The sequence below is a fragment of the Streptomyces sp. NPDC001668 genome (assembly GCF_042893155.1).
GTDB lineage: Bacteria > Actinomycetota > Actinomycetes > Streptomycetales > Streptomycetaceae > Streptomyces.
The window spans coordinates 574,254-598,565 of the sequence record NZ_JBIAUQ010000001.1 but is presented as its reverse complement, the minus strand read 5'-3'; the positions used below and the strand labels follow the sequence as shown (position 1 = coordinate 598,565).

16 protein-coding genes are annotated in these 24,312 nt (G+C 71.2%); 3 read left to right on the top strand and 13 right to left on the bottom strand.

Annotated elements, in window-relative coordinates:
* Positions 1–5: 5 nt before the first annotated feature.
* Together hemW and ACFYZ8_RS02650 are read right to left on the bottom strand one after the other, a co-directional pair.
* Positions 6–1,238 (bottom strand): radical SAM family heme chaperone HemW, encoded by a 1,233-nt coding sequence (hemW, locus tag ACFYZ8_RS02655; protein WP_359037416.1) that lies wholly within the window; start codon positions 1,236–1,238, stop codon positions 6–8.
* A gap of 31 nt (positions 1,239–1,269) precedes the next feature.
* Entirely contained in the window at positions 1,270–3,258 is a 1,989-nt protein-coding gene (locus tag ACFYZ8_RS02650; RefSeq protein WP_388536781.1) for a SpoIIE family protein phosphatase, read from the bottom strand.
* A 102-nt stretch (positions 3,259–3,360) separates the two neighbouring features.
* Between ACFYZ8_RS02650 and ACFYZ8_RS02645 the strand changes: the two genes are divergently transcribed.
* Both ACFYZ8_RS02645 and ACFYZ8_RS02640 read left to right on the top strand, forming a co-directional pair.
* On the top strand, positions 3,361–7,491 hold the full coding sequence (locus ACFYZ8_RS02645; protein ID WP_388536779.1) for a HAMP domain-containing protein: 4,131 nt from the start codon (positions 3,361–3,363) through the stop codon (positions 7,489–7,491).
* Positions 7,492–7,504: 13 nt separating this feature from the next.
* A complete protein-coding gene (locus ACFYZ8_RS02640) occupies positions 7,505–8,050 on the top strand; it encodes a two-component system response regulator (RefSeq protein ID WP_388536777.1) in 546 nt (181 codons plus the stop codon).
* Between the two features lie 87 nt (positions 8,051–8,137).
* Here ACFYZ8_RS02640 and ACFYZ8_RS02635 read toward each other — a convergent pair whose 3' ends face one another.
* Positions 8,138–10,009 carry an AMP-dependent synthetase/ligase gene (locus ACFYZ8_RS02635; RefSeq protein ID WP_359037424.1) on the bottom strand — a complete coding sequence of 624 codons (1,872 nt, stop codon included), beginning with the start codon at positions 10,007–10,009 and terminating at the stop codon, positions 8,138–8,140.
* 237 nt (positions 10,010–10,246) lie between these two features.
* A complete protein-coding gene (gene lepA, locus ACFYZ8_RS02630) occupies positions 10,247–12,115 on the bottom strand; it encodes a translation elongation factor 4 (RefSeq protein WP_388536776.1) in 1,869 nt (622 codons plus the stop codon).
* A gap of 231 nt (positions 12,116–12,346) precedes the next feature.
* Here lepA and rpsT point away from each other — a divergent pair, with 231 nt between their 5' ends.
* Entirely contained in the window at positions 12,347–12,607 is a 261-nt protein-coding gene (gene rpsT / locus ACFYZ8_RS02625) for a 30S ribosomal protein S20 (protein WP_007381959.1), read from the top strand.
* Positions 12,608–12,827: 220 nt separating this feature from the next.
* On the opposite strand, the gene ACFYZ8_RS02620 is transcribed toward rpsT, so the two are convergent.
* The 9 genes from ACFYZ8_RS02620 to leuS form a co-directional block, all read right to left on the bottom strand.
* Entirely contained in the window at positions 12,828–13,226 is a 399-nt protein-coding gene (locus tag ACFYZ8_RS02620) for a nuclear transport factor 2 family protein (protein ID WP_388536774.1), read from the bottom strand.
* Positions 13,227–13,414: 188 nt separating this feature from the next.
* Complete coding sequence (gene holA / locus ACFYZ8_RS02615) at positions 13,415–14,404, bottom strand: DNA polymerase III subunit delta (protein WP_359037431.1); 990 nt, start codon at positions 14,402–14,404, stop codon at positions 13,415–13,417.
* 83 nt (positions 14,405–14,487) lie between these two features.
* Positions 14,488–14,733, bottom strand: coding sequence for a hypothetical protein (locus ACFYZ8_RS02610; RefSeq protein ID WP_359037433.1), 246 nt, complete (start codon positions 14,731–14,733; stop codon positions 14,488–14,490).
* 71 nt (positions 14,734–14,804) lie between these two features.
* Positions 14,805–15,674: an arylamine N-acetyltransferase gene (locus ACFYZ8_RS02605; RefSeq protein ID WP_388536772.1), complete on the bottom strand. Its 870-nt coding sequence runs from the start codon at positions 15,672–15,674 to the stop codon at positions 14,805–14,807.
* Positions 15,655–18,372, bottom strand: coding sequence for a ComEC/Rec2 family competence protein (locus ACFYZ8_RS02600; protein ID WP_388536770.1), 2,718 nt, complete (start codon positions 18,370–18,372; stop codon positions 15,655–15,657). The genes ACFYZ8_RS02605 and ACFYZ8_RS02600 overlap by 20 nt, the downstream gene beginning before the upstream one ends.
* A complete protein-coding gene (locus tag ACFYZ8_RS02595; RefSeq protein ID WP_388536769.1) occupies positions 18,369–19,373 on the bottom strand; it encodes a helix-hairpin-helix domain-containing protein in 1,005 nt (334 codons plus the stop codon). The genes ACFYZ8_RS02600 and ACFYZ8_RS02595 overlap by 4 nt, the downstream gene beginning before the upstream one ends.
* A gap of 123 nt (positions 19,374–19,496) precedes the next feature.
* Positions 19,497–20,342 (bottom strand): DegV family protein, encoded by an 846-nt coding sequence (locus ACFYZ8_RS02590; RefSeq protein WP_388536767.1) that lies wholly within the window; start codon positions 20,340–20,342, stop codon positions 19,497–19,499.
* Positions 20,343–20,414: 72 nt separating this feature from the next.
* Positions 20,415–21,149, bottom strand: a complete 735-nt coding sequence (locus tag ACFYZ8_RS02585; RefSeq protein ID WP_388536765.1) for a hypothetical protein — start codon at positions 21,147–21,149, stop codon at positions 20,415–20,417.
* 136 nt (positions 21,150–21,285) lie between these two features.
* Positions 21,286–24,162, bottom strand: a complete 2,877-nt coding sequence (leuS, locus tag ACFYZ8_RS02580) for a leucine--tRNA ligase (RefSeq protein WP_388536763.1) — start codon at positions 24,160–24,162, stop codon at positions 21,286–21,288.
* Positions 24,163–24,312 lie beyond the last annotated feature (150 nt).

Sequence of the window (24,312 nt, the reverse complement as noted above, 5' to 3'; positions counted from 1 at the left end):
AGTGATCAGTCCACCAAGTCCCTGACCACCGCGTCCGCCAGCAACCGCCCCCGCAACGTCAGCACAGCCCGCCCCTCCTCATAGGGCGCCCCCTCAAGCAGCCCCTCCCCCAGCGCCCGCCGGGAGGCAGCCAGCCCCTCCTCGCGCAGCAGGGACAGCGGCACCCCCTCCCGCAGCCGCAGCTCCAGCAGGATCCGTTCGACCCGCCGGTCCTCCTCCGACAGCAGCTCCCGGCCCGCCCCCGGCGACCTCCCCGCAGCCAGCGCCGCCGCGTACGCCCCCGGATGCTTCACGTTCCACCACCGCACCCCGCCCACGTGGGAGTGCGCCCCGGGGCCGGCGCCCCACCAGTCCGCGCCCCGCCAGTACAGCTCGTTGTGCAGGCACCGGCCCGCGTCCGAGGTGGCCCAGTTCGAGACCTCGTACCAGTCGAAACCGGCCTCCGCCAGCACCGAGTCCGCGATCAGGTACCGGTCCGCGTGCACGTCGTCGTCGGTCATCGGGACCTCGCCGCGGCGGATGCGCCGGGCGAGCTGCGTGCCCTCCTCGACGATCAGCGCGTACGCCGACACATGGTCGGGGCCGGCCCCGATCGCCGCCTCCAGGGACGCCCGCCAGTCGTCGTCGGACTCCCCCGGGGTGCCGTAGATCAGGTCGAGGTTCACATGGTCGAAGCCCGCCGTCCGTGCCTCGGCCACACACGCCTCCGGCCGCCCGGGGGTGTGCGTACGGTCCAGCACCTTCAGTACGTGCTGCTTCGCGCTCTGCATCCCGAAGGAGACCCGGTTGAAGCCGCCCTCCCGCAGTGCGGCCAGGTACGCCGGGTCGACGGACTCCGGGTTCGCCTCCGTCGTCACCTCCGCGTCGTCGGCCAGGCCGAACTCGTCGCGGATCGCCCCCAGCATCCGCACGAGATCCCCGGCGGCCAGCAGGGTCGGCGTGCCGCCGCCGACGAACACCGTGCGCACCGGGCGCGGGTCGTCGCCGAGGACCTTCCGGGCCAGGCGGATCTCGTCGATCAGGGTGTCCGCGTAGTTGTCGCGGGAGGCCAGCACCCCGCCGGAACCGCGCAGCTCGGTCGCGGTGTAGGTGTTGAAGTCGCAGTAGCCGCAGCGGGTCGCGCAGTACGGGACGTGCAGGTAGAAGCCGAGGGGGCGGTCGGCGGACCCGGCCAGCGCGGACGCGGGGAGCGTGCCGTCGTCGGGGACGGGTTCGCCGTCGGGGAGTGCGGAAGGCATGTCCCCCATTGTCCAGCACCCCGGCGGACACCTACTCCGCCTGGAGCACCAGCAGCGCCAGATCGTCCTCCGGGGGCCGTGCCCCGAACTCGTGGACCAGCCGCTTGATGCGCTCCGCGATCAGCTCGGCGTCCAGTCCCGCGCACCCGGCGAGCGCGTCCGCGAGCCCGTCCTCGTCGTCGAACTGCCGGGGGCCGCTGCGCCGCTCGGTCACCCCGTCGGTGACGCAGAGCAGGCTGTCGCCGGGCCGCAGCTCGAAGGTCTCACTGGTGTACGTCTCGTCCTCGACCACTCCGAGCAGGGTCTGCGGCCGCGCGACCGTACGGACCTCGCCGCCCGCCCCGAGCAGCAGCGGCAGCGGATGACCGGCGGAGGCGAGGGTGCAGCGCACTCCGCCGTCGAAGGGCGCGAGCTCGCCGTACAGGAGGGACAGGAAGCGGGTCTGCGGGCCGTCGCCGGGGTGCGTGGGGCGTCCGCCCGCGGCCGCCAGGGCTCGTGCGGCGGCGTCCGCGGCCTCCGTCGCGTCGTCGAGGAGCAGCTGGTTGAGACGGTCCAGGACGTCGGCGACGCGGTAGCCCTCGCGGGCCAGCAGCCGCAGCCAGGGCCGGGCCAGGCCGATCACCACGGCGGCCTCGGGGCCCTTGCCCTGGACGTCGCCGACCGCGAAGCACCAGCGGCCGTCGCCCGCCGGGAAGAGGTCGTAGAAGTCGCCGCTGGGTCCGCCCTTGTCGTACGGCTCGTACACCAGGGCGCTGCGCACTCCGGGTATCTCGGCGACCGCGCCGGGCAACAGGCCGCGCTGGAGCACAGCACTGATGGTGGCCTGGCGCGCGTACTGGCGGGCCGCGCCGATGGCGAGCGCGACCCGGCGGCTGAGGTCCTCGACGAGCCCGGTGATCTCGTCGGGGAAGGAGAACAGGCCGGCCCGGCCGATGACCAGGGTGCCCAGCGGGCGGCCGCCGGCGGTGAGGCGGTAGGCGAGCGCGGAGCCGTGGGTGCCGTGCGGGCCGAGTGCCCCGCCGGGCCAGGGGAACGGCACGGGGCCGGGGTGGTCCGGCCCGGCGAGGCCAGGCGGCTCCTTCTCCAGCGCCCGCCGCAGGTCCTCGATACGGTTCTCGGAGCAGTGCCACACCCTGGCCAGCCGGGGCCCGGGCACGCCGGCCTCGCCCCAGCCCGCCCCGCTCCCGTCCTCACCCGGTCGGAGGGACCCCCAGCGTCCGGCGACCTCGTCCTCCAGCCACACCGCGCACCAGTCGGCCAGCCGCGGCACGATCAGCTGGCCGGCGAGCGCGGCGACCAGGTTCTCGTCGAGCTGCCCGGCGAGCAGGTCGGAGGCCTCGGCGAGGAAGGAGAGGGCACCGCGGTCGAGCCAGTCCGGGTCCGGCTCACCGCGAGCGGCGGGTGCGGTCCGCTCGGGGGGCGGGGGCGGTTCGGGGGCGAGTATCCCGGCCACTCGCAGCCCCTGCTCGTGCGCGTTCTCCCCTGCGTACGCCTGGATCCCGTCGAGGGCCTCCTTGCCGCCGGGCGGCAGTTGCGCCCACACGGTCTTGGCGCCGGTGCGGTAGGTGATGCCCCAGGTCTCGGCGAGGGCGGCGACCAGGCGCAGTCCGCGCCCGTACTCCGGTGTGCCGTACGACGGTTCGGCGTCGCCGTCGCGTGGGGCGCGCGAGGGGTGGTGGTCGAGGACCTCGACGACGAGGGCGCCGGTGTGCGCCTCCAGGCGGCACTCCAGCTCGACGTCGGTGCCCGCGTGCACCACGGCGTTGGTGACGAGTTCGCTGACCACGACCACGGCGTCGTCGGCCTGCCGGTCGGTGAGGAACTCGGTGCCGGGCAGGGCGAGTTCTGCCCATTCGGCGAACGTCGCCCGTACCAGGGCCCGGGCCGAGCCCGGGGCGAGCGGACCGCCGGGGAAGGTGGCGTGGGCGTGCGCCGGGGCATGCGGGGGCGTGCCGTCGCCGCGCACGGGCGGATCGGCCGTGCGGGCAACGGACTCCCGTTGCGCAGGAATGGCCCCCATGTCCGTCTCCCCGAGCAGTTCGGACGAATACGCCTCAGTCGATGCGGACAGAGTGACAGACTGGCCACGCCCATAAGCGCCGAGTTACCGAAGTGGGCCGCCATGAGTGAGAACAGTGGTACGCCTGTGCTCGAAGAAGGACAGCATGCCGACCGGATTCGAGCATCGGATCTGCGTCCCCTGCTCGCCGCGATGACCGCTGCCCGGGACGGCGACTTCCGCCGGATGCCGGACTCCGGCGACGGAATAGTGGCCGAACTGACCGCTGTCTTCAACCAGCTGGTGGACCGCAACCTCCACTTCACCGGCGAGGTCAACCGGGTCAAGCGGGAGCTGGTGCGGCACGGCCGGCTCGACGAACGGCTCTCCCCCAGCCCGGGGCAGGGCTCGTGGACCTCCCGGGTCAACGACGTGAACCAACTGCTCGACGCCCTGGTGGCCCCGGCCACCAACGCGACCCGGGTGCTGGACGCGGTGGCCGGCGGCGACCTGACCCAGCGGGTCGATCTGCACGACGGCAACCGGCAGTTGCGCGGTGATCTACGGCGTCTGGGCCGGGCCGTGAACAAGATGGTCGACCAGCTCTCCCTGTTCACCGGCGAGGTGACCCGGGTGGCCCGCGAGGTCGGCACCGAGGGGCGGCTCGGCGGTCGGGCCAAGGTGACGGGGCTGTCGGGCAGTTGGCGGGACGTGACCGAGGCGGTCAACACCATGGCCTCCCGGCTGACCGCCCAGGTCCGGGACATCGCCCTGGTGACGACGGCGGTGGCCCGCGGCGACCTGACCCGGACGGTCACGGTCGAGGCGACGGGCGAGCTGCTCGAACTGAAGCTGACCGTGAACACGATGGTCGACCAGCTCTCGGCCTTCGCCGACGAGGTGACCCGGGTGGCCCGGGAGGTCGGCACCGAGGGGCAGTTGGGCGGCCGGGCCCAGGTGCGCGGGGTGTCCGGGGTCTGGAAGGACCTCACCGACAACGTCAACTTCATGGCGTCGAACCTGACGTCGCAGGTACGGAACATCGCCCAGGTGACGACGGCCGTGGCGAACGGCGACCTGAGTCAGAAGATCACCGTCGACGCACAGGGCGAGATCCTGGAGCTCAAGTCGACCATCAACACCATGGTCGACCAGCTCTCCGCCTTCGCCGACGAGGTGACCCGCGTCGCCCGGGAAGTCGGCACCGAGGGCAACCTCGGTGGCCGGGCTCAGGTGCGGGGTGTGAGCGGGGTCTGGAAGGACCTCACCGACAACGTCAACTTCATGGCCGACAACCTGACGTCGCAGGTCCGCAACATCGCGCTGGTGTCGACGGCGGTGGCCCAGGGCGACCTCGGCAAGAAGATCACCGTGGAGGCGAAGGGCGAGATCCTGGAGCTGAAGTCGACCATCAACACCATGGTCGACCAGCTCTCCGCCTTCGCCGACGAGGTGACCCGCGTCGCCCGGGAAGTCGGCACCGAGGGCAACCTCGGCGGGCAGGCGCAGGTGCGGGGCGTGTCCGGGGTCTGGAAGGACCTCACCGACAACGTCAACTTCATGGCCCTGAACCTGACGTCGCAGGTCCGCAACATCGCCCAGGTGACGACCGCCGTCGCCAACGGCGACCTCTCCAAGAAGATCACCGTCGACGCCCGCGGCGAGATCCTCGAACTGAAGGACACCGTCAACACGATGGTGGAGCAGCTGCGGGCCTTCGCCGACGAGGTGACCCGGGTGGCCCGCGAGGTCGGCACCGACGGCCGGCTGGGCGGCCGGGCCCAGGTCCTTGGGGTCTCCGGGGTCTGGCGGGACCTGACGGACAACGTCAACTACATGGCCGACAACCTCACTTCGCAGGTCCGCAACATCGCCCAGGTGACCACGGCCGTGGCCAACGGCGACCTGTCCAAGAAGATCGACGTGGACGCGCGCGGCGAGATCCTGGAGCTGAAGACCGCCATCAACACCATGGTCGACACGCTCTCCTCCTTCTCCTCCGAGGTCACCCGCGTGGCCCGCGAAGTCGGTTCCGAAGGGCGACTCGGCGGCCAGGCACGGGTCGAGGGCGTGTACGGCACCTGGAAGCGGCTGACGACCAACGTGAACGAACTCGCCTCCAACCTGACCACCCAGGTCCGCGCGATCGCCGAGGTCGCCTCCGCGGTGGCCCAGGGCGACATGTCCCGCGCCATCACCGTGGAGACCCAGGGCGAGGTCACCGAGCTCAAGGACAACATCAACCTGATGGTGGCCAACCTCCGCGAGACGACCCGGGCCAAGGACTGGCTGGAGTCCAACCTCGCGCGCCTCGCCGCCCTGATGCAGGGCCACCGGGACCTGATGGAGGTCGCCGACCTGATCCTGCGCGAGCTGACCCCGCTGGTGAACGCCCAGTACGGCGCGTTCTTCCTGGCCGACCCGGACGAGGACGGCGCCTCTCTCCGCACAACCGTTCCGGCAAAGGGACTGGCGTTCATCGCCGGCTACGGCTCGGCGCAGGGCGCGACCGTGGACACCGGCGGCATGCCGGTCCACGGGCTGGTGCGGCAGGCGGCCCGCGAGAAGAAGCGGATCCTGGTGGAGGAGGCCCCGCCGGACTACATCAAGATCAACAGCGGTCTGGGGGAGGCAGCTCCCGCCAGTGTCGTGATCATCCCGATCCTCTTCGAGGACAAACTCCTCGGCGTGATCGAGCTGGCGTCCTTCTCCCGCTTCTCCGACGTCCACCTGGCCTTCTTCGACCAGTTCGTGAACACCATCGGCGTCGCCATCAACACCATCATCGCCAACTCCCGCACCGAGTCCCTGCTGGGCGAGTCCCAACGCCTCGCGATGCAGCTCCAGGAGCGCTCGGACGAACTCCAGATGCAGCAGGCCGAGTTGCAGCGCTCGAACGCCGAACTGGAGGAGAAGGCGGCCCTGTTGGCCACCTCGTCCCAGTACAAGTCGGAGTTCCTGGCGAACATGTCCCACGAGCTGCGCACCCCGCTGAACTCCCTGCTGATCCTGGCCAGGCTGCTCTCCGACAACCCGGACGGCCATCTCTCCGACCAGGAAGTCCAGTTCGCGACGACGATCCACCGCTCCGGATCCGACCTGCTCCAGCTGATCAACGACATCCTGGACCTGTCGAAGATCGAGGCCGGCCGGATGGACGTACGCCCGAAGAAGCTGCCGCTGATCAAGCTGCTCGACTACGTCCACGCCACGTTCCGCCCGCTCACCCTGGACCGGGGGCTCGCCTTCGAGGTGGCGGTCGGCGAGGCCGTGCCGCGCGAGATGTACTCGGACGAACAGCGCCTCCAGCAGATCCTGCGCAACCTGCTCTCCAACGCGATCAAGTTCACCGCCAGCGGGCGGGTCGAGCTGCGCGTGACCCGCATCAAGGACCCCGAGCACCGGTACGTCCACGACAGCGACGACGTGGTCGCCTTCGCGGTCTCCGACACCGGTATCGGCATCGCCCGCGAGAAACTCCCGGTGATCTTCGAGGCGTTCCAGCAGGCCGACGGCACGACCAACCGCAAGTACGGCGGCACCGGGCTCGGCCTCTCCATCAGCCGGGAGATCGCGGGCCTGCTGGGCGGCCGTATCGTCGCCGAGAGCGAACCCGGCAAGGGCTCCACCTTCACGCTCTACGTCCCCGTCGTCAGCCCCGGCCACACCGCGACCGGCCCGACCACCGAGGAGCGTGCGCTGCCGGCCCCGGACGACCTGTCCACCGAGCCCTACCCGACCGCCCACGACGCCGAGGACTCGTGGCCCGCGCCCACCAAACTGGAGGCGTGGAAGGCGGGCCGGGCGGGGCAGGTGCTGCCCGGCCGCCGGGTACTGATCGTCGACGACGACATCCGCAACGTCTTCGCCCTCACCCATGTGCTGGGCCGGGTCGGCATGCCGGTCCTGTACGCGGAGAACGGCCGCGAGGGCATCGAGACCCTGGAGCGCAACCCGGACGTCGAACTCGTCCTGATGGACATCATGATGCCGGAGATGGACGGCTACGAGACCATCGCCGCCATCCGCCGTACCTCGCGCTGGACCGGGCTGCCCATCGTCGCGCTCACCGCGAAGGCGATGCCCGGAGACCGCGAGAAGTCGATCGCGCGCGGCGCCAACGACTACGCACCCAAGCCGGTGGACGTCGACCAGCTGCTGACCGTCGTATGCGCGCTCCTGGACCCCGAGGGCGCTCGGACCCAGGAGCGGACCGACGCCGAGGAGGCGGTGGTTCAGCCCACCGACGACTGAATGAGGCAGTCACATGAACGCTGAGGCAAGGACCGACGACGGTGCCTGCATCCTCCTTGTCGACGACATGGAGGACAACCTGATCGCGCTGGAGGCGGTCCTGGGGTCCCTCAACGAACCACTCGTCCGCGCCCGTTCGGGCGAGGAGGCGATGAAGGCCCTGCTCCGCCGCCAGTTCGCCCTGGTCCTGCTGGACGTGCGCATGCCGGGCATGGACGGCTTCGAGACGGCGGCGAACATCAAACGCCTGGACCAGACGAAGGACGTCCCGATCATCTTCCTCACGGGCACGGACGACGACTCGGGCTACGCCTTCCGCGGCTACGCGACGGGGGCGGCGGACTATCTGACCAAGCCGTTCGACCCGTGGGTGCTGCGGGCGAAGGTGAGCGTGTTCCTGGAACTACACAGGAAGAACCGACAGTTGGAGCGGTTGCTGGCCCGGCAACGGGCGGACTACCAGGAAGTGAACAGGCGACTGGCGGCCCTGGAGGACGAGTTGACGGAGACCCAGCGTTTGCAGGTGAAGGAGCTCCGGCACCTTCTGGAGAAACGCTGAGGTCTTTCAGGGGCGCGGGGAACTGCGCGACAAGCCACGACGCACCGCAAGCCGCCAAGCAGTCCCCGCCACCCCTCCCCAGACGCGCTACGCCTCCCGAGACCCCGCGTACATCTCCTCGATGAGCCCCTTGTACTCCCGCTCCACAACAGGCCGCTTCAGCTTCAGACTCGGCGTGATCTCCCCGTGCTCCACATCGAGATCCCGCGGCAGCAACCGGAACTTCTTGATCGTCTGCCACCGCTGAAGCCCCTCGTTGAGCTGCTTCACATACCCCTCGACCATGGACACCGTGGCCGGCGCGGCGACGACCTCCGCGTACGACTTCCCTTCGAGCCCGTTCTCCTTGGCCCACTCCAGGATCGACACCTCGTCCAGCGCGATGAGCGCGGTGCAGAAGTTCCGGTCCGCCCCGTGCACCAGGATGTTGGACACGTACGGGCACACCGCCTTGAACTGCCCCTCGACCTCGGCGGGCGCGATGTACTTGCCGCCGGACGTCTTGATCAGGTCCTTCTTGCGGTCGGTGATCCGCAGATACCCGTCGGGCGACAGCTCACCGATGTCCCCGGTGTGGAACCACCCGTCGGCCTCAAGCACCTCGGCCGTCTTCTCGGGCAGCCCGTGGTACCCCTCCATGATCCCGGGGCCGCGCAGCAGGATCTCCCCGTCGTCCGCGATACGGACCTCCGTGCCGGGCAGCGGCTTGCCGACCGTGCCCGTGCGGTAGGCCTCGCCCGGGTTCACGAAGGAGGCCGCCGAGGACTCCGTGAGGCCGTAGCCCTCAAGGATGTGGATGCCGGCGCCGGCGAAGAAGTAGCCGATCTCGGGCGCGAGCGCGGCGGAGCCGGAGACACAGGCCCGCAGGTTGCCGCCGAACGCCTCCCGGATCTTCGCGAAGACCAGCGCGTCGGCCACCTTGTGCTTGGCGCTCAGCCCGAAGGGCGCCGAGGCGACCCCGGTGCGCCGGAAGTTGTCCTGGGTGGCCTTGGCGTACTCACGGCCCACCTCGGCGGCCCACTGGAAGATCTTGTACTTGGCGCCGCCGCCCGCCCGGGCCTTCGCCGCGACCCCGTTGTAGACCTTCTCGAAGATGCGCGGGACGGCCGCCATGTACGTCGGCTGCACGACCGGCAGATTCTCGATGATCTTGTCGACGCGGCCGTCGACGGCGGTGACGTGACCGACCTCGATCTGCCCGGAGGTGAGCACCTTGCCGAAGACGTGCGCCAGCGGCAGCCACAGGTACTGCACGTCCTCGCCGCTGATCAGCCCGGTGGCGGCGATCGCCTTCGCCATGTACGCCCAGTTGTCGTGGGGCAGCCGTACGCCCTTGGGACGGCCGGTGGTGCCGGAGGTGTAGATCAGCGTGGCGAGCTGGTCCTTGGTGATCGCGCCGACCCGCTCCTTGATCAGGTCGGGGTCCTTCTCGAGGCGGGCGGCGCCCCGGGCCTCCAGCTCGGTGAGCGTGAGCACGAAGTCGCTGGTCTCGACCCCGGCCGGGTCGATCACCACGACGTTCGTCAGCGCGGGCAGCTCACCGCGCTTCTCGACCGCCTTGGCCAGCTGGGCCGCGTCCTCCGCGATCAGCACCCGGCTCTCGGAGTCGGAGAGGATGAACGCCGACTCGTCGGCGTTGGTCTGCGGGTAGACCGTGGTCGTGGCGGCGCCGGCGCACATGATGCCGAGGTCCGTGAGGATCCATTCGAGGCGGGTCGAGGAGGCGAGGGCGACCCGCTGCTCGGGCTGCACCCCCAGCTCGATCAGCCCGGCCGCGATGGCGTGCACCCGCTCCGCGGTCTGCGCCCAGGTGAGCGACTTCCACTCGTCCGGCCCCTGGCCCGAGGCCGGCACCGGGTAGCGGTACGCCTCGGCGTCCGGTGTGCTCGCAACACGCTCCAGGAAGAGGGTCGCCACACTCGGCGGGCGGTTCTCGATCAGTGTCTGTGTGTCGCTCACGACATCCTCCGGGGCCCGCGACAGTGCGGCTGGCTCTCAGGTTTGCGGCTGTTGTTTAACTCGCGAGTAACTATCGAGCAGAGATCAGAGTAAAGCGCGGCCGACCCGTTCGTAAGGGGCGGCGGCCTGTCACTTCCTACAGAGCGCGACGTTACGCACGCGTAGGGGCCCGCCGCACTTTTCGCACGACGGACCCCTTTCCATCCGATTCGGCGGGTAACCGCCTGTAACCCGCGGTTACTTCTTGCCCTTGCCCGACCCCGCGCTGTCATCGCTGGACAGCACGGCGATGAAGGCCTCCTGCGGAACCTCCACGGAACCCACCATCTTCATCCGCTTCTTGCCTTCCTTCTGCTTCTCCAGCAGCTTCCGCTTCCGGGAGATGTCACCGCCGTAGCACTTGGCGAGGACGTCCTTGCGGATGGCGCGGATGGTCTCGCGGGCGATGACCCGGGAGCCGATGGCCGCCTGGATCGGCACCTCGAAGGCCTGCCGCGGAATGAGCTCGCGCAGCTTGGCCACGAGCCGCACACCGTAGGCGTAGGCCGCGTCCTTGTGCGTGATGGCGGAGAAGGCGTCGACCTTGTCGCCGTGCAGCAGGATGTCGACCTTGACCAGGCTGGAGGTCTGCTCGCCGGTGGGCTCGTAGTCCAGCGAGGCGTACCCGCGCGTCTTCGACTTCAGCTGGTCGAAGAAGTCGAAGACGATCTCCGCGAGGGGGAGCGTGTAGCGGATCTCGACCCGGTCCTCGGACAGGTAGTCCATGCCGAGCAGGGTGCCGCGCCGGGTCTGGCACAGCTCCATGATCGCGCCGATGAACTCGGTCGGGGCGAGGATCGTGGCGCGTACGACGGGCTCGTACACCTCGTTGATCTTGCCCTCGGGGAACTCGCTCGGGTTGGTGACGGTGTGCTCGGTGCCGTCCTCCATCACGACCCGGTAGACCACGTTGGGCGCGGTCGCGATGAGGTCGAGCCCGAACTCGCGCTCCAGCCGCTCGCGGATCACGTCGAGGTGCAGCAACCCCAGGAACCCGACACGGAAGCCGAAGCCCAGCGCGGCGGAGGTCTCCGGCTCGTAGACGAGCGCGGCGTCGTTGAGCTGGAGCTTGTCGAGGGCCTCGCGCAGCTCGGGGTAGTCGGAGCCGTCCAGCGGATACAGGCCGGAGAAGACCATCGGCTTCGGGTCCTTGTACCCGCCGAGCGCCTCCGTGGCCCCCTTCTGCTGGCTGGTGACGGTGTCACCGACCTTGGACTGGCGGACGTCCTTCACCCCGGTGATGAGGTAGCCCACCTCACCGACGCCGAGGCCGTCGGCGCCCAGCATCTCGGGCGAGTTCGTGCCGATCTCCAGCAGCTCGTGGGTGGCGCCGGTCGACATCATCTTGATGCGCTCGCGCTTGTTGAGCTGGCCGTCGATGACACGGACGTACGTCACGACACCGCGGTAGGAGTCGTAGACCGAGTCGAAGATCATCGCGCGGGCCGGGGCGTCGGCGACACCGACCGGGGCCGGGACGTCCTTGACGACCCGGTCAAGCAGCGCGTCGACGCCGAGACCGGTCTTGGCGGAGACCTTGAGCACGTCGGACGGGTCGCAGCCGACGAGGTTCGCGAGCTCCTCGGCGAACTTCTCGGGCTGCGCGGCCGGCAGGTCGATCTTGTTGAGCACGGGGATGATCGTGAGGTCGTTCTCCATCGCCAGATACAGGTTGGCGAGGGTCTGGGCCTCGATGCCCTGGGCGGCGTCGACGAGGAGGACGGTGCCCTCGCAGGCGGCGAGCGACCGCGAGACCTCGTAGGTGAAGTCGACGTGCCCCGGGGTGTCGATCATGTTGAGGATGTGCGTGTTGCTCTTGTCGTCGGTCGGTGCCCACGGCAGACGCACCGCCTGCGACTTGATCGTGATTCCGCGCTCACGCTCGATGTCCATGCGGTCGAGGTACTGAGCACGCATCTGGCGCTGGTCGACCACACCGGTCAGCTGGAGCATCCGGTCGGCGAGCGTGGACTTGCCGTGGTCGATGTGCGCGATGATGCAGAAGTTGCGGATCTGAGCCGGGTCGGTACGGCTCGGCTCGGGCACATGGCTGGGGATCGCGGGCACGCAGGGTCCTGATTCTTGAGGCGTCCGCAGTGTCTGCGGTCTCGGGTCGGATCGATACGTAGCCTCCATGGTCCCACGGGCCGGGACCGGGGACCGGTTTGGGCCACCCGCGGGGCCGCTGGTAGTCTGGGTGGCTGTGCCTCATGCCCTCTCAGCGCGAGGCACACACTCTGAAAAATCACCGGTACGGGTCCTGCACGGCCCCGTACCTGAACCTGTAGAGGCTCATTCGTGGCGAACATCAAGTCCCAGATCAAGCGGATCAAGACCAACGAGAAGGCCCGGCTGCGCAACAAGGCCGTCAAGTCCTCCCTGAAGACCGCGATCCGCAAGGCCCGTGAGGCCGCTGCCGCGGGTGACGTCGAGAAGGCCACCGAGTACCAGCGCGCTGCTGCGCGTGCGCTCGACAAGGCCGTCTCCAAGGGCGTCATCCACAAGAACCAGGCCGCCAACAAGAAGTCGGCGCTTGCTTCGAAGGTCGCGGGCCTCTAAGCCTGACTTTCTGATCTGACCGGTCCCCTTCCTACGGGACCGAGCTGCCGGAAGGACCCGAGCGGGCCCTCTCTCCTCCGCTCCCGACCGGCCCCCAGGAGCCACGCGCGGCCTGCGTTCGCCACGCGGGCGTGACTCCGACAGCTTGAACCGAAGGCCCCGGTGCCGCGCCCTTCCCCAGGGCGGGGCGACCGGGGCCTTCGGCACACAAGGCGGGACGTCAGTCCGACCAGAACTCGTTGCTCTTGTCGATGTCCTCGACGCACTCGTCGAGGTCGGTGACCTTGTCTCCCACGATCCGGAAGACGATGCATCCGGTGTCGTCCAGGCGCCGGCCCTTCCGCTCGGCGGTGACCCGGCACATCCCGACGGCGTGCCCCCGCCCGTCGACGGCGATCCCGAGCATCTCCAGCCGCATCGACCCACCGGTGGCCTCACCGATCCTCTGGTACATGTCGATGATCGCGTCCTGGCCCTTGAAGTCCCCGGAGAGCGGATGGCTGCCGGGCACGTGATGCGTGGCGTCCTTCGCGATCAACTCCCGCAGAGTGTCGAGATCCCCGCGGCTGAACGCCTCGAACCCCTTACGAACGAGCGCTGCGTGCGGATGCTCAGCCATGACGACCGCCACCTTTCCGTGTCCCGGCGATGTTCGGCTGACGTGTCCGATTCTCCTCGGGCTCTGCGACCGGGTCCAGATATGGCGAGGGCCGCGTGCACCCACTCAGGGGCGCCGGGAACTGCGCGACCAGCCCCCACTCACCCGCATCCGCCGAACAACCTCGCCCCGCCGCCGGACCGCGCTCCCTAGCCCCGCCCCCGGGACCGAGCCGCTCGGGCGATCGCCACCACGGCCTTCTCCAAGGCGTACTCGGGATCGTCCCCGCCGCCCTTCACCCCGGCGTCCGCCTCGGCCACGGCCCGCAGCGCGACCGCGACGCCGTCCGGCGTCCACCCCCGCATCTGCTGCCGCACCCGGTCGATCTTCCACGGCGGCATCCCCAGCTCGCGCGCGAGATCAGCGGGCCGGCCGCCCCGGGCCGACGAGAGCTTCCCGATCGCCCGCACACCCTGCGCCAGCGCACTGGTGATCATGACCGGCGCGACCCCCGTCGCCAACGACCACCGGAGCGCCTCCAACGCCTCCGCGGCCCGTCCCTCCACGGCCCGGTCGGCGACGGTGAAGCTGGAGGCCTCGGCCCGGCCCGTGTAGTACCGCCCCACCACGGCCTCGTCGATCGTCCCCTCGACATCGGCGACCAACTGGGACACGGCCGACGCCAGCTCCCGCAGATCGCTCCCGATCGCGTCGACCAGCGCCTGACACGCCTCGGGTGTGGCGGACCGCCCGGTCGCCCGGAACTCCTGCCGCACGAAGGCCAGCCGGTCCGCCGGCTTGGTCATCTTCGGGCAGGCGACCTCTCGGGCCCCCGCCTTCCGCGCGGCGTCGAGCAGCGCCTTGCCCTTCGCTCCCCCCGCGTGCAGCAGCACGAGGGTGATCTCCTCGGCGGGCGCCCCGAGATACGCCTTCACGTCCTTGACGGTGTCGGCGGACAGGTCCTGCGCATTGCGCACGACCACGACCTTGCGCTCCGCGAACAGCGACGGACTGGTCAACTCCGCGAGCGTCCCCGGCTGCAACTGCTCCGGGGCCAGATCCCGAACGTCCGTATCCGCGTCAGCGGCCCGAGCGGCGGCGACCACCTCCTGCACGGCCCGGTCGAGCAGAAGCTCCTCCTGGCCCACGGCAAGGGTCAGGGGGGCGAGGAGGTCGTCATGAGCAGTCTTCTTGGCCATCGCGTACAGCATGGCACGGGGCACTGACAGCGTCGTGGCTGCGGGCGCCGACGAGGCTGGTCACACGGCCGAGCCGCGCGGCGTCACGGCTCCTCCCGCCACCCCTCCCACTCCCCCACGAACTCCTCCAGCTCCCCGGGGTCCAGCCGCCCCGCCTCGTCCCGCAGCACCACCAGCCACTGCGCGTCCTCGGCGTCGTCCTCCCCGGCCAGGGCGTCCCGGACGACCTGCGGCTCCTCATGCACCCCGAACCGCTCCGCCAGCGCCTCGACGACCTCCTCCGCGGCGTCCCGGTCGGGCAGCACCAGCACATGTCTCACATCGCTCACGGCACCATTTTCCAGGTCGGACACTCCGTAGGGCGCGCGGCGGTGACCCCGGTACCGGAACCCGGAGAGGATCAGCCGCGGCGGTCGCGATCGCCGGGGTCGCGATCCCGCACCGTCGGCACCCGGCCCAGCTCGATGCCGAACCTCTCCCGGTACACCCCCAGCACCTCCTCGTCCGTCTCCAACTCCCGTTCCTCCCGCGTCCCGTCGGCCCCCGTCGTCTTGAGGACGCGCCCGCTGAGCGTGATCCGTCCGCCGTCCTCCGTCACCCTCGAACACACCAGGGACTGCGTGAAGTGCGAGGCCGGCGAGGTGCTGTGCCACCAGGCTCCGGCCACGAAGTCACCGAGCACCCGGGGCCGCACCTCCAGCCGGTACTGGCTCCTGCCGCCCATGACGACATCCAGATCCGCGGCGTCGCCCTCTCCCTTCGTCACCGCGCCGTCCCCGCTCCGCACCCCCGCCGCGTCGGGCCCCGCCTCGACGATCCGGAAGGTGCCCCCGGGATCCTCCTGCTCACCCCGCGCCCCGAACACCAACGGGTAGTGGCTGTGCGCCCCGAACCCGACATCGGCCAGCCACTCGCCCCCGTCCACCGTCCGCACCCGCAGCGCGAGATGGTCGTACGGGATCCCGAGCCGTCCCTCGTCCCCGTACACCCGGCCCGCGAGCAGCGTGACGTCGAAGCCGAGCGCGGTCAGCAACGCCCCGAACGCCCCGTTCAGTTCGTAACAGAACCCTCCCCTCCGCGCGCCCACCACCTTCTCCACCAGCCGCTCCTCCTCCAGCACGATCTCCTCGCCGAGGTGGACCGACAGGTTCTCGAAGGGCACGGTCTGCAGATGGCGCAGCTGCAGTTCGCGCAGCACCTCCACGGTGGGCCACGCCGGGTGCTGGACTCCCAGGCGGCGGAGATATGCGTCAACCTGTGTGGGATTCATGCCTCCAGTCTCGCGCCACCCACAGCTCCCCACCGCCCACGCCACCACCTCCTCCGTCCCCCGCTCCACCACGACCGTCTCCGCCACGACCGTCTCCGTCACGACCGTCTCCGCCACCCGTCCCGGCCACCGCCAACGCCCCGTCCCGGTCCGTCCGCAGCACCACGGCGCCGCCGGCCCGCAGCGCGGCGACCGTCCCGGGAGCCGGATGGCCGTACGAGTTGTCGGCGCCGACAGAGATGAGCGCGAGCCGAGGCGCGGCCCGGCGTATCAGCTCCGGGTCCTGGTAGGCCGAACCATGGTGAGCGACCTTGAGGACGTCCACCCCGGCCAGCCGCGCACCCGCAGGTGATCTCAGCAACTCCTGCTGGGCCGGGGGTTCGAGGTCCCCGAGCAGGAGGAACCGCAGCCCGGCCGACCGTACGAGCATCGTGACACTGGAGTCGTTGGGCCCGTCGGCCGCCGCGGCCGCCGTCGGATCCGCCGGCGGCCACAGCACTTCCCAGGCCAACGCCCCCGTGCGCCGCTCCTCGCCGGCCACGGCACGCGTCACCGGAATGCGCCGGGCCGCCGCCTCGCGCCGTACGGAATCGGCCTGGTCCGCGGGCTCCGCCAGCCCCGTCGTCTCGATCGCTCCCACCGACCGCCCCCGCAGCACCCCGGCCAGCCCCGCCACGTGGTCGGCGTGGAAGTGGGTCAGCACCACGAGCGGCACCTTGGTGATGCCCAGCGTGCGCAGACAGCCGTCGACGAGTGCCGGATCCGGTCCGGCGTCCACGACCACGCCGGTGCTCTCACCCGCCGCAAGCACCGTCGCGTCGCCCTGGCCCACATCGCACATCGCCAGCCGCCATCCCGGCGGTGGCCAGCCCGTGATCACCCTGGTCAGCGGTGGCGGTTGCACGACCGCCAGCACGAACACCATCGCGCAGACGGCACACCACCAGGGGTGTCTCAGCAACCGCCGCCCGGCGAGCAGCACGAGCCCGGTGACGAGCGCGAGCAGTCCCGCCCCCGCCCAGCTGCCCGGCCAGTCCACGCCCCCGCCGGGCAGCGACGCCCCGGTCCGGGCCACGTCCGCGATCCACCCGGCGGGCCAACTCGCGCACCAGGCCAGCATCCTGGCCACCGGCATCGCCACGGGTGCCGTCGCCAGCGCCGCGAAGCCCAGCACCGTGGCCGGGGCGACCGCGAACTCCACGAGCAGGTTGCACGGCACCGCCACCAGGCTCACCCGCGCCGACAGCACGGCGACCACCGGCGCGCACAGGGCCTGCGCGGCCGCCGCCGCGGCCAACGCCTCCGCCAGCCGCGGCGGCACCCGGCGCCGGCGCAACGCCAGGCTCCAGCGCGGCGCGACCGTGAGCAGGGCCCCGGTGGCCAGCACGGACAGCAGGAAGCCGTAACTGCGGGCCAGCCACGGGTCGTACAGCACCAGCAGCAGTACGACCGTCGCCAGCGCCGGGATCAGTGATCTGCGGCGTCCGGTCGCGAGGGCGAGCAGTGCCACGGCGCCGCAGGCGGCGGCCCGCAGCACGCTCGGGTCGGGCCGGCACACCACGACGAATCCCAGCGTGAGCCCGCCGCCGAGCAGCGCGGTCGCCCGCAGCGACACCCCTAGGCGGGGCGCCAGTCCCCGGCGTTCGGCGAGTTGGGCGAGTCCGGGTGGCCCGACGAGCAGGGCGAGCAGGATCGTGAGGTTGCTGCCGGAGACGGCGAGGGTGTGCGCGAGGTCGGTCTCCTTGAAGGCCTCGTCCAATTCGGGGGTGATCCGAGCGGTGTCCCCGACGACCAGACCCGGCAGCAGGGCCCGGGCATCCGCCGGCAACCCGTCGGTGGCCTCCCGCAGCCCTGCCCTCAGCCGCCCCGCGAACCGCTGCGTCCCCGACGCCTCCCCGACGACCTCGGGGCCTCCCCGGTCCCGCACCCGCAGTACGGCCGCGACCCGGTCTCCCCCGACCAGCGGCGGCGCGACACGGGCGGTGACCCGCACCCGCGTGGACGGCAGCAACCCGAGCCAGGGCGATCGCGCCGGACCTTCCACGGCGGGCGTCGAGCCGGACGTCCTCCCACCGCTGCCTGGACGAGCGGCACCGGTCGCCTCTGCACCCGAGCCGGCTCCCGCACGCGCGTCGACGATCAACAGCACCGGCGCCCGCGTCGCGACCACCCTCCCGTCGGCCGTCTCCACTCGCCGGACATCGGCGCCGATGACGACGGCGGTCGGGGCCGCGTGGTCCCCCGTGATCCGCGGCCGGGTCAGCCGGGGGTCGGCGGTCACCCGGACCTCGGCGGTCACGGTGGCGTACTGCCGGGCCAGCTCGGGCACCGGCCCCCGCCGCACATCGGCCCCGTGCAGCCCGGCGGACACGGCGGCCGCCGCGACACAGAGCAGCACAGCGGCGACCGGCACGCGGCTGTCCCCGAGGCCCCGCACCCCGCGCCACCGTCCCGACAGCAACACGTAGGCCAGACCCAGGCAGCCGGCCACCGCCCCGATCACCCCTCTCGAGGAGGCGTCCAGGGTCACAGCGGCCGTGACCCAGGCCGCGAGCGCCGCCGGTACCAGACGCAGGTCCGCAGGCCCTTCCTGCCGGGGGTGGGCGTCCCCGAGCCGTTTCCCTGACGCAGCGTGCACGGCGGCCCGTGCCCGCGCCTCGTCCTCCTGCCTTCGCCGCACGTCCGGACCGCGCCTCATGGCCGTACGAGATTCCGCAGATCGGCGAAGCGGCGGTCGCCGATGCCGTTGACCTCACGCAGTTCGTCCACCGAGCGGAAGCCACCGTGCTGGGTGCGGTAGTCGACGATGTGCTGGGCCAGGACGGGGCCGACGCCGGGCAGGGTGTCGAGCTGGTCCACCGTGCCGGTGTTCAGCGAGACCGGAGCCGCCGCCGTACCGGCCGGGCCGCCGGTGACCGGACCGACCGTGCCGGGCCCGGGTGCGGGCGGGCCGCCGACCACCACCTGCTCGCCGTCGACGAGGAACCGCGCGCGGTTGAGCTGGTCGGTGTTCGTGCCGGGCCGCACTCCACCGGCCGCCTTCAGCGCGTCCGCGACCCTCGAACCGGCCGGCAACCGCTGGATCCCGGGCTCACGGACTTTTCCGCTGACGTCCACGACGATCTCGGTCCCGGCCGCCCCCGGCGCGTTCGAGACGCCACGCGGGACGGCCGGCTCGGCAGCCCCTGGCCGTCCTCCTCCGCTCTCCGTGCTGTCCCCGCTCTGTCCGAACGGTGCCGCCGCTCGCACCACTTCGGGTGCCTGGACCGACTGTGTACGGCCCGTCCAGAAGTGCTGCAGGGCGAAGACCGCGGCCACGACGAGCAGCACCGAGAGCGCGGCCACGTTCCGCCGCTCCAGCCCGCACCGGGCCTGCAGCCACACGGGCATCCGCTCCCGCAGAGCCAACCCGGCCCGCTCCCGCCGGCCCCCTTCGCCGGCCCACGCCTCCTCGTCGCCCCCGTCCGGCCGGTCCGACGACGGAGGTCCCTTCCCCGAGTCCCTGCGTTCCCCCGCCCGTTCGGCGAAGAGCACCTCCGCTCGCCGCTGGAGTTCGTCCGCTGAGGCAGCATGCCGGTGCCTGCCCCGGCCCCGGGTGGCGGGCGGTCGGCGGCGGTGCCGTGTACGTCCGTCGGAACGGGGGCCGCGGCCCGGCCCACTGGCCGCCGTTGCTGTACGTGAGTGTGATCGAAGTGCCATGCGCCGAGGATCGGGCACATCCGCACTCTCGCGATGATCTTGGTCAATTCCCGGGGATTACCCACCGGTTGTGGAAAACTCCGCCACCCGGTCGAGTGAGGAACCCTCTGGTCTCACCCGCCGTCACCGAGGCGAGACCACGACCCCCAGCAACCCGGGCCCCGTGTGCGCCCCGATCACCGCACCGACCTCGCTCACATGCAGGTCGGCAAGGCCCGTCACCCGTGCCCGCAGCCGGTCGGCGAGGGCCGACGCCCGGTCCGGGGCGGACAGATGGTGCACGGCGATGTCGACCGGCGCGCTGCCGGCCCGCTCGGCCGCGATCTCCTCCAGGCGGGCGATGGCCTTGGACGCCGTCCGCACCTTCTCCAGGGGCTCGATCCGTCCGCCGGCGAGCTTCAGCAGCGGCTTGACGGCCAGCGCGGAACCGAGGAGGGCCTGCGCGGCCCCGATCCGGCCGCCACGGCGCAGATAGTCGAGGGTGTCGACGTAGAAGTAGGCGGACGTGCCCGCGGCCCGCTTCTCCGCGGCCGTGACCGCCTCGTCGACCGTGCCGCCCGTCTCCGCGGCCTCGGCGGCGGCGAGCGCGCAGAAACCGAGAGCCATGGCGATCATGCCGGTGTCGACCACGCGCACCGGCACGGGCGCCTCACGGGCCGCCATGACCGCCGCGTCGTAGGTGCCGGAGAGCTCGGCGGACAGATGCAGCGACACGATGCCGGTCGCGCCGGACTCGGCGACCTTGCGGTAGTGCTCCGCGAAGGCCTGGGGGCTGGGCCGTGAGGTGGTGACGGGGCGTCGCTTCTGGAGCGCCTGGGCCAGCGACCGGGCCGTGATCTCGGTGCCCTCTTCCAGCGCGCGGTCACCGAGGACCACGGTCAGGGGTACCGCTGTGATGCCGTGCCGCGCCATCGTCCCCTGCGGCAGGTAGGCCGTTGAATCCGTGACGATCGCGACATGGCGGGACATGAGCTGGAGGTTACCTGCCGTAGCGTCCGGGTGGCAGCCCGGCCCCTGTCACCCGGGGCCGCCGTGTCCTGATCAAGTCGTGCTCTCCGGACGGGGTTTCTTCTGCCAGGGATAGGTGGGGCGGGGGCCCGGCGGAGTGATCGCGGGCCGCGTCGGCTCCTCGGCGGTGCGGGAGCGGGGCGTCTCGGGCCAGGTCTGCTGATCGGGGCTCGCGTCGGCGGCGGGGGCCTCGGGCCACGGGGGTGGTGCGGCGGCGGGCTCGGTCGTCGTCCAGTGCCGCAGGGCGCCGGACTCGACGTCGATCTGCGCGCTCAGGCTGTCCAGGTCGTCGTCGGCGAAGCGGCGGGCGCGGTCGCGGGCCGCCCAGCGCAGGGAGTCGGCAGACTGTGTGATGCGCTCGGTGCGCTCCCGCAGGCCCGGCAGGCGCTCGGCGAGCGTCGCCCGGTCGGGCTCGGACTCCAGTCGCTTGAGCTCGCCGTCAAGTTCGTGGCCGTGGGCGCTCAGGCGCTGGAAGAGGCCGATGGACTCCTTGAGCGATCCGTCCTCGGCCGCGCCCGCGTGCAGCGCGTCCTGGGTGGCCCGCATCGAGGTGCGCAGCTTCAGCCGCAGCTGGGCCAGTTCGCCCGCGGGGCCCAGCTGGGCGAAGGACTTGGCGCGCAGGGTGTGGTCCTCGACCGTACGCCGGGCCTGGGTGATGGTGCGGTCCACACCGCGCTTGGCGGCGCCGACCACCTTCACCGTCGCATAGGCGCCGAGCGCCACGAAGAGCACGAAAAGCAGGGCCACGATTGCGATCACTGCTTCCACGACGCTCCTCCTCCAGCCGGCACGGCACGCCCCGCGCCGCTCTTCCAAGGTAAACGCGACGGGCAGGCCCGGAGTTCCGGAGGAACCCCGAACCTGCCCGCACGCAACCCCTAAGGGGCCCGCGTTCGGCCCGGCACTACGCCGGAACGATGTTCACCAGCTTCGGTGCCCGCACGATCACCTTGCGGATGCCCGCCCCCTCCAGCGCCGCCACGACCTTCTCGTCGGCCAGCGCGACCTTCTCCAGCTCGTCGTCGGAGATGGCCGGCGAGACCTCCAGGCGGGCCTTGACCTTGCCCTTGATCTGGACCACGCAGGTCACCGTCTCGTCCACGACGTACTGCGGGTCGGCGACCGGGAAGTCCTGGTGGACGACCGAGTCGGTGTGGCCCAGCTTGCGCCACAGCTCCTCGGCGATGTGCGGGGCCAGCGGCGTGATCAGCAGCACCAGCGCCTCGGCGACCGGCCGCGCGAGGGCGCCGCCCGCCTTGGTCAGGTGGTTGTTCAGCTCCGTGACCTTGGCGATGGCGGTGTTGAAGCGCAGGCCCTCCAGGTCGTGGCGCACCCCGTCGATCGCCTTGTGCAGGGCGCGCAGGGTGGCCTCGTCGGGCTCGGTGTCGACGACGGTCACCTCGCCGGTGGCCTCGTCGACGATGTTGCGCCACAGCCGCTGCAGCAGCCGGTACTGGCCGATCACCGCGCGCGTGTCCCACGGCCGGGAGACGTCCAGCGGGCCCATCGCCATCTCGTACAGGCGCAGGGTGTCGGCGCCGTACTCGTCGCAGATCGCCTCGGGGGTGACGGCGTTCTTCAGGGACTTGCCCATCTTGCCCAGCTCGCGCTTGACGGGCTCGCCCGCGTAGAAGAACGCGCCGTCGCGTTCCTCGACCTCGGCGGCCGGCACCGGGAAGCCCCGGCTGTCGCGGTAGACGAAGGCCTGGATCATGCCCTGGTTGAACAGCTTGTGGAAGGGCTCGGGCGACGAGATGTGCCCCAGGTCGAACAGGACCTTGGACCAGAAGCGCGCGTACAGCAGGTGCAGCACGGCGTGTTCGGCGCCGCCGACGTACAGGTCGACACCGCCGTGCGGCTGTCCCGCGCGCGGGCCCATCCAGTACTGCTCGATCTCGGGGTCGACCAGCTGCTCGCTGTTGTGCGGGTCCAGGTAGCGCAGTTCGTACCAGCAGGAACCGGCCCAGTTGGGCATGGTGTTGGTCTCGCGGCGGTACGGGCGGGGGCCGCGGCCGTCGCCCAGGTCCAGGGTGACGTTGACCCAGTCCTCGTTGCGGGACAGCGGGGTCTCCGGGGAGGTGTCCGCGTCGTCCGGGTCGAAGGTGCGCGGCGAGTAGTCCTCGACCTCGGGCAGCTCCAGCGGCAGCATCGACTCGGGCAGCGCGTGGGCGATGCCGTCCTCGTCGTAGACGATCGGGAAGGGCTCGCCCCAATAGCGCTGGCGGCTGAACAGCCAGTCGCGCAGCCGGAAGTTGACGGTGCCCTCGCCGATGCCCTCGCGCTGCAGCCACTCGGTGATGCGGGCCTTGGCCTCAGGCACGCTCAGGCCGTCCAGGGAGATGCCGTCGCCGTGCGAGTTCACGATCCTGGCGTCGTACGAGGCGAAGGCGTCGTCCCAGGTGGAGGCGTCCGTGCCCCGGCCGTCGCTCGGCTCGACCACGCAGCGGATCGGCAGCTCGAAGGCGCGCGCGAAGGCGAAGTCACGCGTGTCGTGGGCCGGTACGGCCATGATCGCGCCGGTGCCGTAGCCCATCAGGACGTAGTCGGCGATGAAGACGGGGATCTGCTCGCCGTTGACCGGGTTGGTCGCGAACGCGCCGGTGAAGACGCCGGTCTTGTCCTTGGCCTCGGCCTGGCGCTCGACGTCCGACTTGGAGGCGGCCTGCGCGCGGTAGGCGGCGACGGCCTCGGTCGGCGTGGCGTGTCCGCCGGTCCACACGTCGTGCGTGCCCTCGGGCCAGGCGGCCGGGGTGAACTTCTCGACCAGCGGGTGTTCGGGGGCCAGCACCATGTAGGTCGCGCCGAAGAGCGTGTCCTGGCGCGTGGTGAAGACCGTGATCGCCTCGCCGTCCACGGGGAAGTCGACGCGGGCGCCCTCGGAGCGGCCGATCCAGTTGCGCTGCTGCAGCTTGATGGCCTCGGGCCAGTCCAGCTCGTTCAGGTCGTCCAGCAGGCGGTCGGCGTAGGCCGTGATCCGCATGTTCCACTGGCGCAGCTTGGCCTTGAAGACCGGGAAGTTTCCGCGCTCGGAGCGGCCGTCGGCGGTGACCTCCTCGTTGGCCAGGACGGTGCCCAGGCCCGGGCACCAGTTGACCGGCGCGTCGGAGGCGTACGCCAGGCGGTACTCGCCGAGCACGTCGGCGCGCTCGGCCGCGGTCAGGGCGTCCCAGGAGCGGCCGCCGGGAACCGCGCGCTCACCGGACTCGAACGCGGCGACCAGCTCGGAGATCGGGCGGGCCTTCTTCGCCTCGGTGTCGTACCAGGAGTTGAAGATCTGCAGGAAGATCCACTGGGTCCACTTGTAGTACTCCGGGTCGATCGTGGCGAACGACCGGCGCTTGTCGTGGCCCAGGCCCAGCCGGCGCAGCTGGGACTTCATGTTGTTGATCGCGGCCTCGGTGGTGATCCGCGGGTGCTCGCCGGTCTGCACGGCGTGCTGTTCGGCGGGCAGGCCGAAGGCGTCGAAGCCCAGCGTGTGCAGGACGTTGTGGCCGGTCATCCGCTGGAAGCGGGCGAAGACGTCGGTGGCGATGTAGCCCAGCGGGTGGCCGACGTGCAGGCCCGCACCCGAGGGGTACGGGAACATGTCCATGACGAACTTCTTGGGCCTGGCGGCCAGCTCCGGGTCGCCCGCCAGGTCGCCCTTGGGGTTCGGAGCCGCGTAGGTGCCGTCGGCGTCCCAGAAGTCCTGCCAGCGTGCCTCGATCTCGGCCGCGACGGCGGCCGTGTAGCGGTGCGGCGCGGCCACCTCGGCGGGGGCAGCGGGGTTCGTCTCGCTCATGGTCCTCAAAGCTCCATCGATCGTCTCTGCCAGCGGCTGTGTCGTCCGGAAACGAAAAATCCCCTCGCACAGGAGGGGACGCCGCGCCGATTCCGACCACGTCTTCACCGGTGGTCGGGACTGATCAGCGCGGCTCGCTAAGCAGAAGGC